We start from the raw sequence: 15,142 nt of genomic DNA, 5'->3' as shown, positions 1-15,142 counted from the left end.
CTATCGGAGGTGCCGGCGCAGGCTTGAGGTGCCTGGAGGCGGTTATGGGCGGTAACCGAACAGATTGCGAACAGGCCAGCCTCAACGCCCGAGGAAGTCGACCACAGCCTCAGCGAACGCCTGGGGTTGATCCAGCATGACGAAGTGGAAGCTGCCGTCGATCCGCTTGAAACTGATGCCCCGCGTGCCGGCATAGGCATCAGCGAAGGTTGCATCGACACGGGCCGCAGGTATGCCATACAGCGGGTCATAGGCATACACGACCTCTACCGGTGCCTGGATACGGCCGAGTTCCGGGCGCAAGTCGGTGGTCATCAGTTCATGGGTGGCATCGGCTACCGTCTTGCGGTCCGAGCGCAGCGCTGCATCGACCAGTGCCGGCCTGGCCGCTGCGGTCTTGGCCAACCGGTCGATGGCTGCCCGCTGCATCGTTTCGGCCTGCGCTGCCGGTGCCGCCAACATCGCCTCGCGCAAGGCGCCAGCCTGTGGTGCTGCCGTTTCAGCGGTTGCCGCCGGATCGATCAATAGCGTGTAGAACGGCAGCGCGTCGACCACCATCAGCCGCCCCACCTGCTCGGGGTGACGCGCGCCGAGCATCAGCGCAACCTCGCCGCCCAGCGAATGACCAATGATGGCCGGTGCCTTCAGGTGCTGGCTGCGGATATAGTCTGCGACTGCCTCGGCCACGGGAGCTGCCACGCGCCCCTGCGCAGCGGGCACGGCAGGCGCGCCGGCAAAACCTGCAACCTGCACCAGATGCAGGCGGTGCTGCTGGCGCAGCGCACTGGCGAGCCCTGCCCATACCTCACGCGATGAGGCCAACCCAGGGATCAGGATAACGTCTGGCCCGGCGCCCTCGACCTGCACAGAAATGCGTTCATCAGCCGTAGGCACTGGCTGGCCTGGTGCGGCTAACGCCGAAGACAGGGCAACGCTGGCAGCGATTGCCGCAAGCAGGGTTCGTACACGCATAGTGGCCATTCCTTTGACTTGAACCTGGAAAAGCCCGCCACTATAAGGCGTGCCACACGGCATGGGTAAACTATCGTTTGCAACCCGGTGCGCTACACCGTTAAAGTCAGGGCTTGGGCGCCGGCTGCGCCTGCGGTCCGCGCGAAGGGGTTGCCCGAGCCATGCACCCCTACATTTTCGTACCAGCTCCCGGCTTGTCGGCGGACCGAGCCCCAAAGGAGTTGGCATGCCCGCCATCAATGCATCCCGCCACCACGGCCTGCTCGACCTGCCTGCCTTGCGCAAACGCGCCAAGCGCTTGCTGACTGCACTGAAAAACCACGAAGCCGACGACACCCGCGAGCAATTACGCACGCTTGGCCTGCCCGGCCCCGACTACCGGCTTGCCGATACCCAATGGCTGGTCGCCCGCGAGGCCGGATTCGCCAGCTGGCCCAGGCTCAAGGCCCATGCCGATGCCGTGGCGTTCGCCGCGCGCCATCCCGGTTTTTCTGCGGATGACGAGGCTGCCGTACAGCATTGGCGCTGTGGCAACGACATCGCCCACAGCTTGCGCACCGCCGGGTTTACCGGCGCCTTCCAGATGTTCGAAGACCCGATGGTCATGGGGCCGGTACCGGCATTGCCCGAGGCACAGTACTGGCAGGTGCGGGGTGCCTACGTGCAGCAGGCGTTCAAGCTGACCCCACAAGACCTTGAGCAGCGCCAGGCGGTACAGCGCAATGCATTGGCCGGGCTGAGCCACGACAGCCAGATCGTGCTGTGGTGCGAGGCCGACGCCTACGACCAACTGTTCCTGATTCGCGTGCTCGCCAGCCTGCCCGGCCTGCCCCGTCGGCTGGAGCTGATCGAAATTGACCAGGTGCCCGGTATCGAGCGCTTCATCGGCATCGGCCAACTGGCCCCCGACCTGCTGGCCTGGCTGTGGCCACAACGTCGCCCACTGGGCGAGGATGCACTGGCCCTGGCGCGCCAGGCATGGGCGGCCTACACCGCACCAGACCCACAGGCCTGGGCACGCCTGGCTGGCCGCCAGCATCCGGCCTTGCCACTGCTGGGTCGGGCACTGGCGCGCCAGCTGCAAGAGCTGCCGGGGGCGATCGACGGTTTGAGCCTTACCGAACGCCTGTTGCTGCGTGCGCTGGCGTCACGCGGCGAGATGGCGGCCGGGCGCGTATTTGGCCAGTTGATGATGCAGGATGATCCCCTGCCTTACTTGGGCGACATGATGTTCCATGTCCTGCTGCAGCCCCTGATCCATGGGCCGCAGCCATTACTGCTGGAAGGCCCCGGAGAAGCCTGGGCACAGCGGCAGTTGCAGCTGACCCCGCTTGCCGAACAGGTGCTTGCCGGGAAGGTGCACTGGCTCGATAGCCACCCCGCACCGCGTTGGGTTGGCGGGGTGCTGATCGATGCGGCGGACAGGCCTTGGGTGGTCAGCGAGCAAGGCGAGGTGTGGCGGCGTCGATAGCGGCTCAACAAGGGGGCCGCTGTGCGGCCTGCGCCAAACGTTGCGTGGCCAGCCGGATCTCATCCACATCCAGCGAAGCAAACCCCAGGCGCAGGGCGTTCTCGGCATGGCCAAACGGGGAAAACTGCCTCCCACTGCGTACCACAAGGTCCAGCTCCAGCGCTTTCTCGACCAATTCATCCACATTGATTTCGTCGGCAAAGCGCACCCACAGCGCCAGGCCCCCTTCCGGCTCCTGTACGCGAATGTGCTCGCCAAACGCTTCGTGCAAGCACGCCAACAGGGTCTCCCGGCGTCGGCGGTACTCGCGGTTGACCCGGCGCAAGTGCTTCTTCAACTCGCCCTCATTGATCAAGTCCGCCAGCATACGCTGCATCACCGCATCGCCCTGCCCCAAGGTCAGTGTCGCCCGGCGCTCCAGCACGGCAATCACCTCCACGGGCGCCACGATGTAACTGCAGCGAAACGTGCTGCCCAAGGGCTTGGACATCGTGCCGATGTAGATCACATGCCGCTGCTGGCGGTCGCTGGCCAAAGGCAGGTAGGGCCGCCCGGAGAAGTGGTATTCGTAGTCGTAGTCTTCCTCGACCACGCAAAAGTCGTGCTGGCGTGCCAGCTCCAGCAACTGCTGCCGGCGCCCGGCCGGCAGGCTGACCGTGGTGGGGAACTGGTGATGGGGCGTGATGTACATCATCCGTACCTTGTGCTGCCGGCACAGGGTATCGAGCTGATCGACCCGGCAGCCCTCATGGTCCAGTTCCACGGTGACCAGCCGGGCACCCAGCTGACGGAAGATCTCCCACGCAGGCGGATAACTCAGGCGCTCGACCAGCACAACATCACCCGGCTTGAGCAACACGCTGGCCACCAGCGACAACGACATCTGCACCCCCTGTGTCAGGCAGATATGCTCGGCGCCAACGTTCAGGCTGCGATTGTGCCGCAGCATGTCAGCCAGGGCGCTGCGCAGGTAGCGGCTGCTGCATTCACTGCCGTGGCGCACGCTGTTGCTGGTGAAACTGCTGCGCAAGGCATTGCGGTAATAGCGGTGCAGTACAGCCTGCGGCAGCAGGCGGTGGTCACACGCACCGTTGTCGAAAAACAACGCATCTGGCCGCCCCTGCTGCGCGGCGGCCTGCTCGTTCGCCGCAAAGTAGGCAACGGCGGGTTCCTCGGGCAGCGCCAGGGCAAAGCGCCGGGTGGCATCCGGCTCGGCTCGCGCACTGGCCGCCAGCTGCTGGCTGACAAAGGTGCCCCGGCGCTGCACGCTTTGCAGCCAGCCTTTGGTTTCGGCTTCCTCATAGGCCAGGATCACCGTCTTGCGGTTGACGTTCAGCAATTGCGCCATCTCCCGCGTGCCCGGCAAGGGCGTGCCAGGGCGCAGGCGACCCTCACTGATCGCGGCCACCAGCCCCTCGACAATCTGCCGGTACGAAGCTTGCGCCCCGTCGAGCTTGAGCAGCGGTTGCCATTTACGAAGCTGGACCATGTGAATTATCCAAATCTGGAGGTTCTGCTGGTCCTGGACTATAGCAACAATCGAAGCTCCATTTGAGCCGAGGTGTTCATGCAAAGCCGCCACGTCATTGAATTGTCGCCCTCGGGCAAAACGTTCGAAGCCAGCCACGAATTGCTGCTCGATGCCATGCTTGCCAGTGGCCTGCCGGTACCCTTCTCCTGCCGCCGTGGCGCCTGTGGCTCGTGCAAGGTCAAGGTAGTGTCGGGGCAGTATCACGACAAGCAGCGAGATGCGGACACACCGGCCCCCTCCTATCCCCTGGCTGCCGACGAGATGCTGCTGTGCCAGAGCCACGCCTGCAGCGACATGCGCCTGGAGATACCCGGCTGGTCACTCGATACCCCGGCACTGGAAGTCCACGCCCAGGTGGTTGGCCAGCGCGCGCTGAGCACGGATATCGTCGAGCTCGTGCTGCAGCCTGCCCAGCCACTGGATGTTCGGGCCGGCCAGTATGTGCGGTTCCAGCTGGGCAATGGCGACAGCCGCTGTTTCTCCATTGCCAACCTGCCGGTACAGGAACAGGGGCAACTGGTGTTTCACATTCGCAAGGTCAGCGGTGGCCTGTTCACCGAAGGCGTGCTGCCCACCCTGCAGGCAGGCGCTTCAGTAACGCTCGAAGGCCCACTGGGCGCCTGCACCTGGCAACACGAGGACCAACGCCCGTTGGTGCTGTTCGCCACCGGCACAGGTTATGCCGGCATCAAGCCTTTGCTGCTCACTGCCCTGGCCCGCGATGCCGAGGTCACGTTGTATTGGGGCGGTTCATCGCAAGCGGACTTCTACGACCATGACTTTCTCGAACAAGCCAGCCGTGCGCACCCACACTTTCGCTGGTACCCGGTACGCTCGGACCAGGCGCGAGTGCAGCAGGCGGCGCTGGCCCACCCGCATCGCTGGGACGATACCCAGGTCTACGCCTGCGGCAATGCCACAATGATCAGCCAGGCCCGCGAACATTGTATTGCCGCAGGCGTACACCCCCATCGTTTTGTCGCTGAAGCCTTTGTCGCCAGTGGCACACCGGCAGCGCAGGCCTCATCGGCCAGCACACTGCACCCAGAGCTGGAAAAGGTCGGCCCACGCTATTCGCTGGACGGCATGCTTGCAGCCCGAGAGCAGTCGGTACGGTCCGTGGCCGCGATAGCCAGTCAACTGCAGGTCGGCATGACCACTGCCCAGGCGCTTGAAATGGCCGCGCAAACCCTGCAGGCCATGGGTGCGTCGCACACCTGGCACCCCACCTACATCCGCTTCGGCGATGACACCGTACGTACCCCGCGGCAAGGTATTGATCTGCAACGCGTATTACGTACTACGGATATCGTCGTGGTCGACGTCGGCCCGGTCTGGGATGGCTACGAAGGTGACTATGGCGACACCTTCGTGTTCGGCGAGCACGCGCTGCACCACGCCTGCGTCAAGGCATTGCATGAGGTGTTCGACGAAACCCGTCAGGCCTGGGGGCGTGGGCTGACGGGGCGCGAACTGTATGACTTCGCCGAGCGCAGTGCCCAGGCCAAAGGCTGGCAGCTTGAGCGCAACCTGGCCGGGCACCGCATCGCCGATTTCCCCCATGTGCTGTATGGGCAGGACAAACTGGCCGAGGTAGAGATCGTCCCTAGCGAGGTGGTATGGGTACTGGAAATACAGCTGTGCCACCCTACCGAACCCGTCGGGGCGTTTTTTGAAGACATCCTGATTGGCGAGGCCAGGCCAGTCGTGGCGACCGCAGCTTGAAACGATCGTCAGGACGTAAGGTGCGCGTCAATCAGGCGCGCAACCGCTTCGGCATGGCTATGGCTCGATGCCCGAAACGCCACCACGGCTACGGCGATGCCTGCTGCCAGCGCCAAGGCAAATCCCCACTGCACACCGGCGGCGTCGACTATACGACCGGCCCCGGCTGCCCCCAGCGCAACCCCGACATTCAGCCCGGCAAGCAGCCAGGTCATACCCTCTGTCACTTGCCGTTCGGGCACCTGGCGCTCCAGCAGCGTCATCGCCACGATCATGGTAGGGGCGAAGAACAGCCCAGCCGCCAGCATTGCAACAGCAAGTCCAGGAATACTGTTCACGGCCACCAGGGGCAACGTTGTCACGCCCGTCGCCAACGCGGCCACCAGCAGCTGACGGTGCAGAGGAAATTTCGGCCGAAGGGCTCCGAACAACAACCCTGACACGCAGGAGCCCACGGCATAAACCGACAACACACCACTGACTGCTGCCGGGCGGTTCAATTGCTCGGCAAACGCCACACTGACGATATCCACGGTGCCGACGATGACGCCAATGACCATTAACAGCAACGTCAACAGCCGTACGCTCGACAATCGGATGACAGAGCGAGGGCGGGCTGAAGAAAAGGGCTGAGCCTCGACCGCAGGCTCGGTAGTTCGCTGAACCAGTAACGCGACCACCCCGAGCAGCAGCAACGCTGCCGCTATCAACAGAGCAGCTTGGGGCAAAACCATGATGGAGAGCCCGATTGCCAGCGGCGGCCCAAGGATGAAGGAGACTTCGTCAAAGACCGTCTCCAGCGAGTACGCCGTCGACAACTGTGGTTGGCCTCGATAGAGCGCTGTCCAACGGGCCCGCACCATGGCCGAGATGCTCGGCATGAAACCGGCCAGCAACGCGCCGATGAACAGGCTCCAGTCTGGCGCCTGCCACTTCGCGCTGGCGGCCAGCACCAATAGCCCGATAACACTTGTTGCGGTAGCGAAAGGCAACACCTTGCGCTGCCCTTTCAGGTCTACCAGCCTTGATACCTGGGGTGAGAGCAGCGCGTAGGCAAGCACGAATGTTGCTGAAACCATGCCCGCCAGCGCATAGCTGCCTCGCAGTTGGGACAGCATCGTGATGATGCCAATACCCGTCATCGGCAGCGGTATCCGGGCAAGCAGGCCAGCCAGGGAGAACGCCCTGCTGCCAGGCGCGTTGAACAGTTCTCGGTAAGGTGTGGCCATGTGGATCTCCTTGAAACCAGCTTGCACGTCAAATGCGTTGAGGTGGAAAATACATACGCGGCGTATGAATAAGATCGTATATTCATACACCGCGTATGTAAATAATCATGCAGCTCGTATGTAAGGAGAGAGCAAATGGCTCGCCGCACCCGTGCCGAGATGGAAGAAACCCGAGCGGCTTTACTGGCCGCAGCCCGAAGGGTTTTCAGTGAAAAGGGTTATGCCGAAACATCGATGGACGACCTGACTGCACAGGCAGGCCTTACCCGTGGCGCGCTTTATCACCACTTTGGCGATAAGAAAGGGTTGCTTGCGGCAGTCGTCGAGCAGATCGATTCGGAGATGGATGCGCGGCTGCAAGCAATCTCCGATAACGCCGAAAACGCGTGGGACGGTTTTCACGGACGCTGCGAGGCGTATCTGCAGATGGCGCTGGAACCTGAAATCCAGCGCCTGGTGCTGCGGGATGCCAGAGCCGTACTGGGGGATGCGTCACCAGAAGCACAGCGTCATTGCGTCAAATCCATGCAGCACTTGATCGACAGCCTCATCGCGCAAGGCGTGGTAGCTGAAATGGACTCCGAGGCGTTGGCTTCGCTGATCTATGGCAGCTTGTCTGAAGCCAGCTTCTGGATCGCCGACGGGGATCAAGCATCTGCACGCTTCAGGAGTGCGACAGACGCGCTCAAGTTGCTGCTACGTGGGTTGTTGGTTAGCACTTGATCGGAGCGCATTGCCTGGGGATGGCGGAGCAGACGGAAGTCTGAAAGCTTGCAGCGACGGTCGAGATTTATCCGTCGCGATCCGACCCACGGCTGATGCTTACGGAAAGGGCCTTCGACCGCAGAGAAACGTTTTCCTGCTATGAGGCCCTTCGGTGCCTGGCCAACTCATCCCGAACAGACTGCAATACGCGCGATTCATGCCCGTTGCGCCAGACCAGATGAGTTCGAACCCGAGCAACCTTTGGGGGCAAGGGGAGCACCCTGACCAAGCTTTCCACGTGTACCGCTTTGAGCACTGACTGCGGCATGATTGCCACCCCCGTCCCGGCGGCTACACACGCTGCTATCGCATGATAGGACGCGAGTTCGAGCACCCTGGTGGGCACGATTTCACAGGTTTGAAGCCAGCTTTCCAGAATGCGCCTGAACGAGCAGCCCCTGGCAAACGCGATGATGGTCGCTCCTTGGAGTGCACGCGCATTGACGATTGGGCTGTTCTTGGCGACGACGAGCGCCAGTTCCTCCACGAAGACCTCTTGGCAATCCAGTCCGGCAACGGTGAATGGGTCCGAGATAAATGCGGCTTCGATATCACCGCGATGAACCTGTGCAATCAGTGCGTCCGTTGAGCCAGATACCAACTCGATCTGAACATCTGGAAAGCGTTCGTGATAGCTGGACAGCAGCGGAGCAAGCCTGGCGGCAGCGGTACTTTCAAGCGTGCCGATCCGAAGCACGCCCTGCAGGGTGCCGCGCTTGAGAGCGGTTTCTGCCTCTATGGAAAGGCGAAGCAACTTCTCAGCATATTGATACAGCAGTAGTCCTTCATCGGAAGGCGTCAGCTTCCCACTCTGGCGATGAAAGAGTGCCACACCCAAGCGCTCCTCCAGGTTCTTTACCCGCGTGGTGATATTCGATTGCACGCGATTAAGCTGGGCTGCCGCGTTTGTGATGCTGCCGTAGTCCACCACGGCTTTGAATATTTGCAGTGAATCAAGGTCAAGGTTTCTCATACTGAGAATCAACTATGCTGATTATTCATTATTGAAGAAGGCGCACACAGCATACACTCCAGACGATCCGAGCGGGCAGTGCCTGCTATCTGGTCGTCGAAAGCAGCTTCCTGAGGGGTGTAAAGTGCGCAAGATTGGTCTTATCGGTGGAATGAGCTACGAGGGCTCTGCGGTGTACTACCGGGAGTTGAATCGAGGTATCAACCAACGGCTGGGCGGCCTGCACTCGGCCCAGGTGCTGCTGCATTCGGTGGATTTTCAGACCATTGTCGACAAGCAGAAAGCTGGCGAATGGGCACAAGCCGGGAGCCAACTTGCTGAAGTGGCTCGAAGCCTGGAAAACGCGGGCGCTGATTGCGTGATGATCTGTGCTGTGACCATGCACCTGGTAGCGGATGCTGTCATGGCAGCCACCTCGCTCCCCTTCATCCACATCGTCGATGTCGTAGCGGATCGCCTCAAGCTCGCCGGACACAAGAGACCGTTGCTGATCGCGACCCGATACACCATGGAAAATGGCTTCTACCCAGCCCGCATGCAAAAGCATGGTATTGAAGTGCTCGTTCCCGATAGTTCGGGTCGAGGCCAGATACACGACATCATTTTCAACGAACTCAGCCTGGGGATCGTACGCGACGAATCGAGAGCAGTACTTTTATCTCTGATCGAGCAGGCCAAAGCCGAAGGCGCGGACGCTGTCATTTTTGGTTGTACGGAAATCTGCCTGATCCTGGAGAGCGACAAGCTTGCTCTACCTGGTTTCGATTCAACCGCGATTCATATCGAGGCCGGAATTGAATTTGCACTGGGTAGTTGATCGCCCCACAGTCGCCCCTTTATGGGCGATGGTTACCGGCCGAGAGCCATGGAGCGAATACCCTACAGGTTGCTGAGCAGCGTGCCCCCCACCCAAGTTGACAACGCGGGGCTCATCCAAAGCCCCGCCGCTTTCCCCCACCCACTATCTCTGACTCAAAGCCGCAATCGAAACACCGGAGGCGACGAAGGTGAGGCCTGCGCCCACGTTTAGGCCATTTACCAGCCGTGGCCGCGGGTACAGGAAGCAAGATAAGGCCGCTGCGACTTTGCCCTGGGCCATGGAAGGCCAGTCATCTAAAAGCTTAAAATGATAAATTTGCATATTGAAAGCAAAAATAAATCAGAAATAGTAATAATTAGCTTAGAACAAAAAAAACTTTTACAAAGGAAAAATATAATAATACGGTCTTACACGGCCACCTCATCACGCTGGGGCGCTAAAGCGATCGGCGCTGCGATCTGCCCCTACACCCGTGATGAGAGACCAACGCTGCATGCCAACGCCCCCACGCTCAGACCTACCCACCCGCTATACAACACCTCCCAATATATCGGAACCAAGCATCCTGTACCCGCACCAAGGGCCAGTGCTGGCTTAACAAAACGCGGCCCCTGATTGCCGCTTGCCAACACAAGGAAAGCTCAACATGAACCAACGCCCGCCCTTTCGACTGCGATCAGGGCTGACAGCACTCGTCGCCTGCCTGGCGCTGCCGCAATTCTCCGTGCAGGCAGCCGAGCAGGAGGAGACCCGGCTCGACACCGTCTCGGTTATTTCCACTGGCCTGCGTGGGCAGCAGCGTACGGTCGCCGACAGCCCAACGCCCATCGACATCATCAACAGCGAGCAGCTGCTCAAGACCGGTAGGGCGGAACTGTCGGAAGCCATATCCAAATTGCTGCCATCATTCAACTTCGGCACCAACATCGCCGGGGTCAACTCGCAAGTTCGCCCGCTCAGCAATCGCGGCCTTGGGCCGGCCTACACGCTGGTACTGGTCAACGGCAAACGTCGGCATAACGGCGCCGCCCCCGCCAATGGCAGTATCGACACCAGTGGCGCCAACGCTGTCGACATCGACATGATCCCGGTCAGTGCCGTCGACCATATCGAGGTGCTCAAGGACAGCGCCGCTGCCCAATACGGCTCGGACGCAGTAGCCGGGGTCATCAACATCATCCTCAAGAGCAATGCTTCTGGTGGTCATGCCGAGGCCAGCTACGGTCAATTGTTCTCGGGCCAGGGTGAAACCATCAAGAGCGCTGCCGATCATGGCTTCGAGCTGGGTGATGGGGGCTTCCTGCACCTGTCTGCAGATGCCCGCAAACGCGGTACCGCCACCTGGGTCGGGAAGTCGCCAGACAGCGTTCGCGCGTTTTTCGAGGATGATCGTCAGGCAACCTGGGATCATGTGAGCACCAAGAATGGCGACCCGGATCTGAAAGCATTCAATCTGGCCTACAACGCCGAGCTGCCATTGGCCGACGACCTCAAGCTCTACTCCTATGCCACCTATGGCGAGCGCAAGACCGAAGCGAACAACCAGTTGCGCGCGGCCAACGGCGGGGCATCGATCCCGGAGCTGTTTCCGGACGGCTACTACCCCTTGAACAACCTCAAGGACACCGACTATCAGTTCCTGTTCGGGGGTAAAGGCAACGCGGCAGAGTGGGACTGGGACCTGTCCACCACCTATGGCCGGGACAAGATCGAGCATGCCAGCGACCTGACTGCCAACCCGACCTATGGCCCGCAGTCCCCGACCAAGTGGGATGACCTGGCGACCTTGCAGTTCGAGCAGTGGGTCAACAACCTGGACATCACGCGCCACTTCGATGGGCTTTTCGGTGTGTCCGTCCCCACCCAAGTGTCCGTTGGACTGGAGCACCGCTGGGAGCGCTTCAGGACATTTGCCGGGAATGACCCACGCGCCTACAGCGTTGGCCCCTACACCTTCCCGGTGGGCAGCCAGCTATATGTCGCCAATGGTGCCCAACCTTCAACGGGCGCCCAAGGCGTGCTGGCCATCCGGCCGCAAGACGAGGCCGATCTGAAACGCAACAACTTTGCAGCCTACCTGGATCTTGGCTTCGATCTCACCCAACGTTGGTACGTCGGCCTCGCCGGGCGCGCCGAGCATTATGACGATATCAAGGAAAACACCTACAGCTTCAAGCTGAACTCCCGCTACGAGCTTACTGACCAGGTTGCCGTCCGCGGTACGCTGGGTTCCGGCTTCCGAGCGCCCTCTCTGACCCAGCTCGGCTACACCGTAACCGACAACCGTACGGCGGCTGATGCCAATGGCAACGCGGTACCCGCCCTGCGTTACACCGCAACGCCGGACAGCCAGGTAGCTCAAGCCTTGGGCGCAACGGATCTGAAACCAGAGAAATCGCGTAACGCAGGGCTTGGTATCACCTGGCAGCCAACTGCGCGTACCAGCTTCACCGCCGACGCCTATGTGATCGACATCGACGACCGCATCCTGCTCAGTGAAAACCTGTATGACCGCAGCAACGGCAACGGCGCGATCGGCGACATCCTCGAATCCGTCGGCGTGGCACGCAATACCTGGGTCAGTTACTACACCAACGCCTTCGATACCCGTACTCGTGGCATCGACCTGGTAGCGGATCACAGCAGCCAGTTCGGCGCCTGGGGCGATGTGCGCTGGAGCGCGGCCTTCAACTACAACAAGACGACCGTCGAAGGCAGCCGCGGTACACCGGCCGCACTGCAGAACGCGGGCATCAGTGTCGTTGGTCACGCCGCAGAGGGTTTGCTGGTGGCGGCCACCCCGCGAAGCAAATGGATACTGGGCGCTAACTGGACACTTGGAAACTTCGCCGCCAACCTGCAAACCACCCGCTACGGCAAGGTCGAGACCTGGCAACAGAATGCGGCCAATGATCGTTCATTTGGCGCCAAGTGGATCACCGACCTCGACCTGTCCTACGTGCTTTTCGACAGCCTGACGCTCAGCATCGGCGGCACCAACCTGTTCAACGTGCGCCCCGACAACAACGGCATCACCCAGGCTGCCTACAAGTACAACTACGGATCCCCCCCTTTCCATCCAGGCGGCGGATTCTGGTACAGCAAAATCGCCTACGACTTCTGACCACATGCGCAGGCTGCCCAACAGCAACCTGCGCGCTTGGCCTGCAGTTCCTGCATGCCAGACACTCTCCCTGCAGGAGGACAGATGCAACAACCGTCCCCGACTTTCTTCAACTTGCTGGAACTGGAAGATCTTGCCGCTGGCATCATTCCACGCGCAGCATTCGACTACATCACCCGCGGTGCCGGAGATGAGCAGACCTTGCGGGAAAACCGCAACGCCTTCTCAAGATACTTCGTCGACCAGCGCATCCTCAGTGGCAAGACCGTGCAGAACCTGCAGACCCAGGTATTCGGCAGCCAACTGAGGGCGCCGATCATGGTTAGCGCAATGGCGGCCCACGGCCTGGTTCACCCATCGGCAGAGTCTGCAACAGCACGTGGAGCCGCCGCCTATGGAACCCTGTTGGGCGTCAGCACCGTTGCAACGCAGAATCTGGAGCAGATCGCTGCTGCCAGCCAAGGTGACAAGTGGTTCCAGTGTTACCTGACCCGAGACAGCGGCTTCAACCGCGAGCTGCTGCAACGCGCCAAGGCTGCTGGATACAAGGCTATCGTGCTGACCGCAGACGTTACAGCCGGTGGCAATCGGGAGCAGGATCGCCGCAATGCCCTGCGCTTGCCGACACCCGGCAACTTTCTCGACAGCGAGGGCCGCAACCGGGATATCGACCTGACATTCAATAGCAGCATCGGCCTCGACAGCCTGGATTTTGTCCGTAGATACACTTCCGGCTTGCCCTTGATCGTCAAAGGCGTAACCACCCAGGCGGATGCGCGCGCAGTACTCCAGCACGGCGTCGATGCGATTCAAGTCTCCAACCACGGCGGTCGCCAGCTCGATGGCTCGCCAGCGGCCATCGACTCGCTACAGCGGGTCGCGGATGAAGTCTGCGGCCGGGTCCCACTCATTTTTGACAGTGGTATCCGGCGCGGACTGGACGTGTTCAAGGCCGTTGCGGCTGGGGCCGATCTGGTTGCCGTCGGGCGCCCGGTCCTTTACGGCCTGGCGCTCAATGGCTGGCAAGGCGTGCAAGCAGTACTTGAACAGCTCGAACAGGAACTGCGCATCGTCATGCAGCTCTCCGGCGCCGCCACGCTCGCGGATATTCGCGACACCCCATTGTTGCCACAGCCTTCAGCTCGGTGACGCCTGACCTAAGAACAATGGCTAGTTCTGTGCCGGCTCATACAGGCTCACCGCGCTGGCATCCACCGCCTTTGGCAGCAGCCCCTCGCGATAGAACGCATCGGCGATGCGCTGCTGCTCAGCCAGGTTGTCCAGCTTTACCGGCTGCACGTCATAACTGCGCCGGGCGTTGGCCTGCTGAACCGTGGCGCTGTCCAGGTTGCCCCACAACGGGCCGAGAATACGCGCAGCCTCCGCCGGATTGGCCTTGGTCCAGGCACCTGCCTCGCGCAGAGCCAGGTACACCTGCTGCAGCACCTCGGGGTGGGCCTTGGCATAGTCGCTGCCGGCCAGGTAGTAGCGCTGGTAGCTGGCCAGCTCGCTGCCATCGGCCAGGATACGCGCGTTCTGCTGGCGCTGGGCACTGGCCACGTACGGGTCCCAGGTCACCCAGGCATCGACCTTGTGGTTCTCGAAGGCGGCTCGGCCGTCGGCGGGAATCAGGTAGGCCGGGGTGATGTCCTTGAAGGTCAGCCCGGCCTTGGCCAAAGCCTGGATCAGCAGGTAGTGGCTTCCGGCAGCTTTGGGCACCGCCACACGCTTGCCCTTGAGGTCAGCCAGTGTCTTGAGCGGTGAGTCTACCGGCACCAGGATCGCCTGGGCCGTAGGTGACGGGGTTTCCCGGGCAAAGTAGGTGAGCTTGGCGCCGGCGGCCTGGGTGAACACCGGCACGGTGTCTGCCACGTCCGCGGACAGGTCGACATTACCCAGGTTCAGCGCCTCCAGCAGCGGCAGGCCGCTGGGGAATTCGTGCCAGCTAATGCGGATGCCCTCGGCTAGCAGGCGCTGTTCGAGGGTGCCGCGGGCCTTGAGCAGGGTCAGCAGGGTCGAAGATTTCTGGTAGCCGATGCGCAGGGTCTGTTCAGCATGGGCAAGGCTCGGCAACAAGGCGCTGGCCAGCAGCGCCAGCGCTACACGGCGCAGGGGTTTAAAGCTCATGGGATAGATCTCCGGGTCAGGGTTGCGCGGCCAGCTTGGCGTTGGTCGGCACGGTAAAGCCGGTGGCGAAGGTCGGGGCCACGTCGAGGCGTTGGTTCATCAGGCCGTGGGCCTGGTAGAAGTCGGCGGTTTCCTGCTGTTCGGCCACGGTGCGTGGGTCAATCACCTGCCAGCGCAGCTGGCGCCGCTCGAATTGCAGGCGCGCGGCGTCTTCGGGGAAACCGATGATCGCGGCCAGGGTCTTGGAGTAGCTGTCCAGGTGCTGGTTGGCCCACACCTGGGCGCCGGCCAGGCGGTTGAGGTAGTCCTGCAGCGCGGCGCGTCGGGCGGGTTCATCCAGGGCCTTGTCGGTGGCCGCGAGGAAGCTGTTACCGCTGGATAGACCGCGGCCGTTCACCAGCACCC

General features: G+C 61.7%; 11 protein-coding genes and 1 pseudogene. 6 read left to right on the top strand and 6 right to left on the bottom strand.

Annotated features, from left to right (window positions below):
* Positions 1–81 precede the first annotated feature (81 nt).
* Positions 82–972 (bottom strand): alpha/beta fold hydrolase, encoded by an 891-nt coding sequence (locus A0O30_RS26225; protein ID WP_105948650.1) that lies wholly within the window; start codon positions 970–972, stop codon positions 82–84.
* A gap of 226 nt (positions 973–1,198) precedes the next feature.
* Here A0O30_RS26225 and A0O30_RS26220 point away from each other — a divergent pair, with 226 nt between their 5' ends.
* Positions 1,199–2,443, top strand: a complete 1,245-nt coding sequence (locus tag A0O30_RS26220; protein WP_105948649.1) for a DUF1835 domain-containing protein — start codon at positions 1,199–1,201, stop codon at positions 2,441–2,443.
* A 4-nt stretch (positions 2,444–2,447) separates the two neighbouring features.
* On the opposite strand, the gene A0O30_RS26215 is transcribed toward A0O30_RS26220, so the two are convergent.
* Positions 2,448–3,932, bottom strand: coding sequence for a PLP-dependent aminotransferase family protein (locus A0O30_RS26215; RefSeq protein ID WP_105948648.1), 1,485 nt, complete (start codon positions 3,930–3,932; stop codon positions 2,448–2,450).
* Positions 3,933–4,010: 78 nt separating this feature from the next.
* Here A0O30_RS26215 and A0O30_RS26210 point away from each other — a divergent pair, with 78 nt between their 5' ends.
* Positions 4,011–5,699, top strand: coding sequence for an NAD(P)H dependent flavin oxidoreductase family protein (locus tag A0O30_RS26210; protein WP_105948665.1), 1,689 nt, complete (start codon positions 4,011–4,013; stop codon positions 5,697–5,699).
* 8 nt (positions 5,700–5,707) lie between these two features.
* Here A0O30_RS26210 and A0O30_RS26205 read toward each other — a convergent pair whose 3' ends face one another.
* Positions 5,708–6,928 carry an MFS transporter gene (locus A0O30_RS26205; RefSeq protein WP_105948647.1) on the bottom strand — a complete coding sequence of 407 codons (1,221 nt, stop codon included), beginning with the start codon at positions 6,926–6,928 and terminating at the stop codon, positions 5,708–5,710.
* Between the two features lie 135 nt (positions 6,929–7,063).
* Between A0O30_RS26205 and A0O30_RS26200 the strand changes: the two genes are divergently transcribed.
* Positions 7,064–7,651 carry a TetR/AcrR family transcriptional regulator gene (locus A0O30_RS26200; protein WP_105948646.1) on the top strand — a complete coding sequence of 196 codons (588 nt, stop codon included), beginning with the start codon at positions 7,064–7,066 and terminating at the stop codon, positions 7,649–7,651.
* Positions 7,652–7,790: 139 nt separating this feature from the next.
* Here the strand turns inward: A0O30_RS26200 and A0O30_RS26195 are convergent, their stop codons facing one another.
* Entirely contained in the window at positions 7,791–8,666 is an 876-nt protein-coding gene (locus tag A0O30_RS26195) for a LysR family transcriptional regulator (protein WP_105948645.1), read from the bottom strand.
* A gap of 124 nt (positions 8,667–8,790) precedes the next feature.
* Between A0O30_RS26195 and A0O30_RS26190 the strand changes: the two genes are divergently transcribed.
* The 3 genes from A0O30_RS26190 to A0O30_RS26175 all read left to right on the top strand — a co-directional run bounded on the left by A0O30_RS26190 (position 8,791) and on the right by A0O30_RS26175 (position 13,759).
* Positions 8,791–9,483 (top strand): aspartate/glutamate racemase family protein, encoded by a 693-nt coding sequence (locus A0O30_RS26190; protein ID WP_105948644.1) that lies wholly within the window; start codon positions 8,791–8,793, stop codon positions 9,481–9,483.
* A 649-nt stretch (positions 9,484–10,132) separates the two neighbouring features.
* Positions 10,133–12,610, top strand: a complete 2,478-nt coding sequence (locus A0O30_RS26180) for a TonB-dependent siderophore receptor (RefSeq protein ID WP_105948643.1) — start codon at positions 10,133–10,135, stop codon at positions 12,608–12,610.
* Between the two features lie 84 nt (positions 12,611–12,694).
* Positions 12,695–13,759: an alpha-hydroxy acid oxidase gene (locus A0O30_RS26175; RefSeq protein WP_218274928.1), complete on the top strand. Its 1,065-nt coding sequence runs from the start codon at positions 12,695–12,697 to the stop codon at positions 13,757–13,759.
* 21 nt (positions 13,760–13,780) lie between these two features.
* On the opposite strand, the gene A0O30_RS26170 is transcribed toward A0O30_RS26175, so the two are convergent.
* Entirely contained in the window at positions 13,781–14,737 is a 957-nt protein-coding gene (locus A0O30_RS26170; protein WP_105948641.1) for an aliphatic sulfonate ABC transporter substrate-binding protein, read from the bottom strand.
* A 16-nt stretch (positions 14,738–14,753) separates the two neighbouring features.
* Positions 14,754–15,142, bottom strand: a pseudogene (locus A0O30_RS26165) (aliphatic sulfonates ABC transporter substrate-binding protein); the annotation flags it as partial.

The organism is Pseudomonas sp. LLC-1 (assembly GCF_002992185.1).
GTDB lineage: Bacteria > Pseudomonadota > Gammaproteobacteria > Pseudomonadales > Pseudomonadaceae > Aquipseudomonas > Aquipseudomonas monteilii.
The sequence above is the reverse complement of the archived record's forward strand: the minus strand, read 5'-3'. Positions and strand labels throughout refer to the sequence as shown.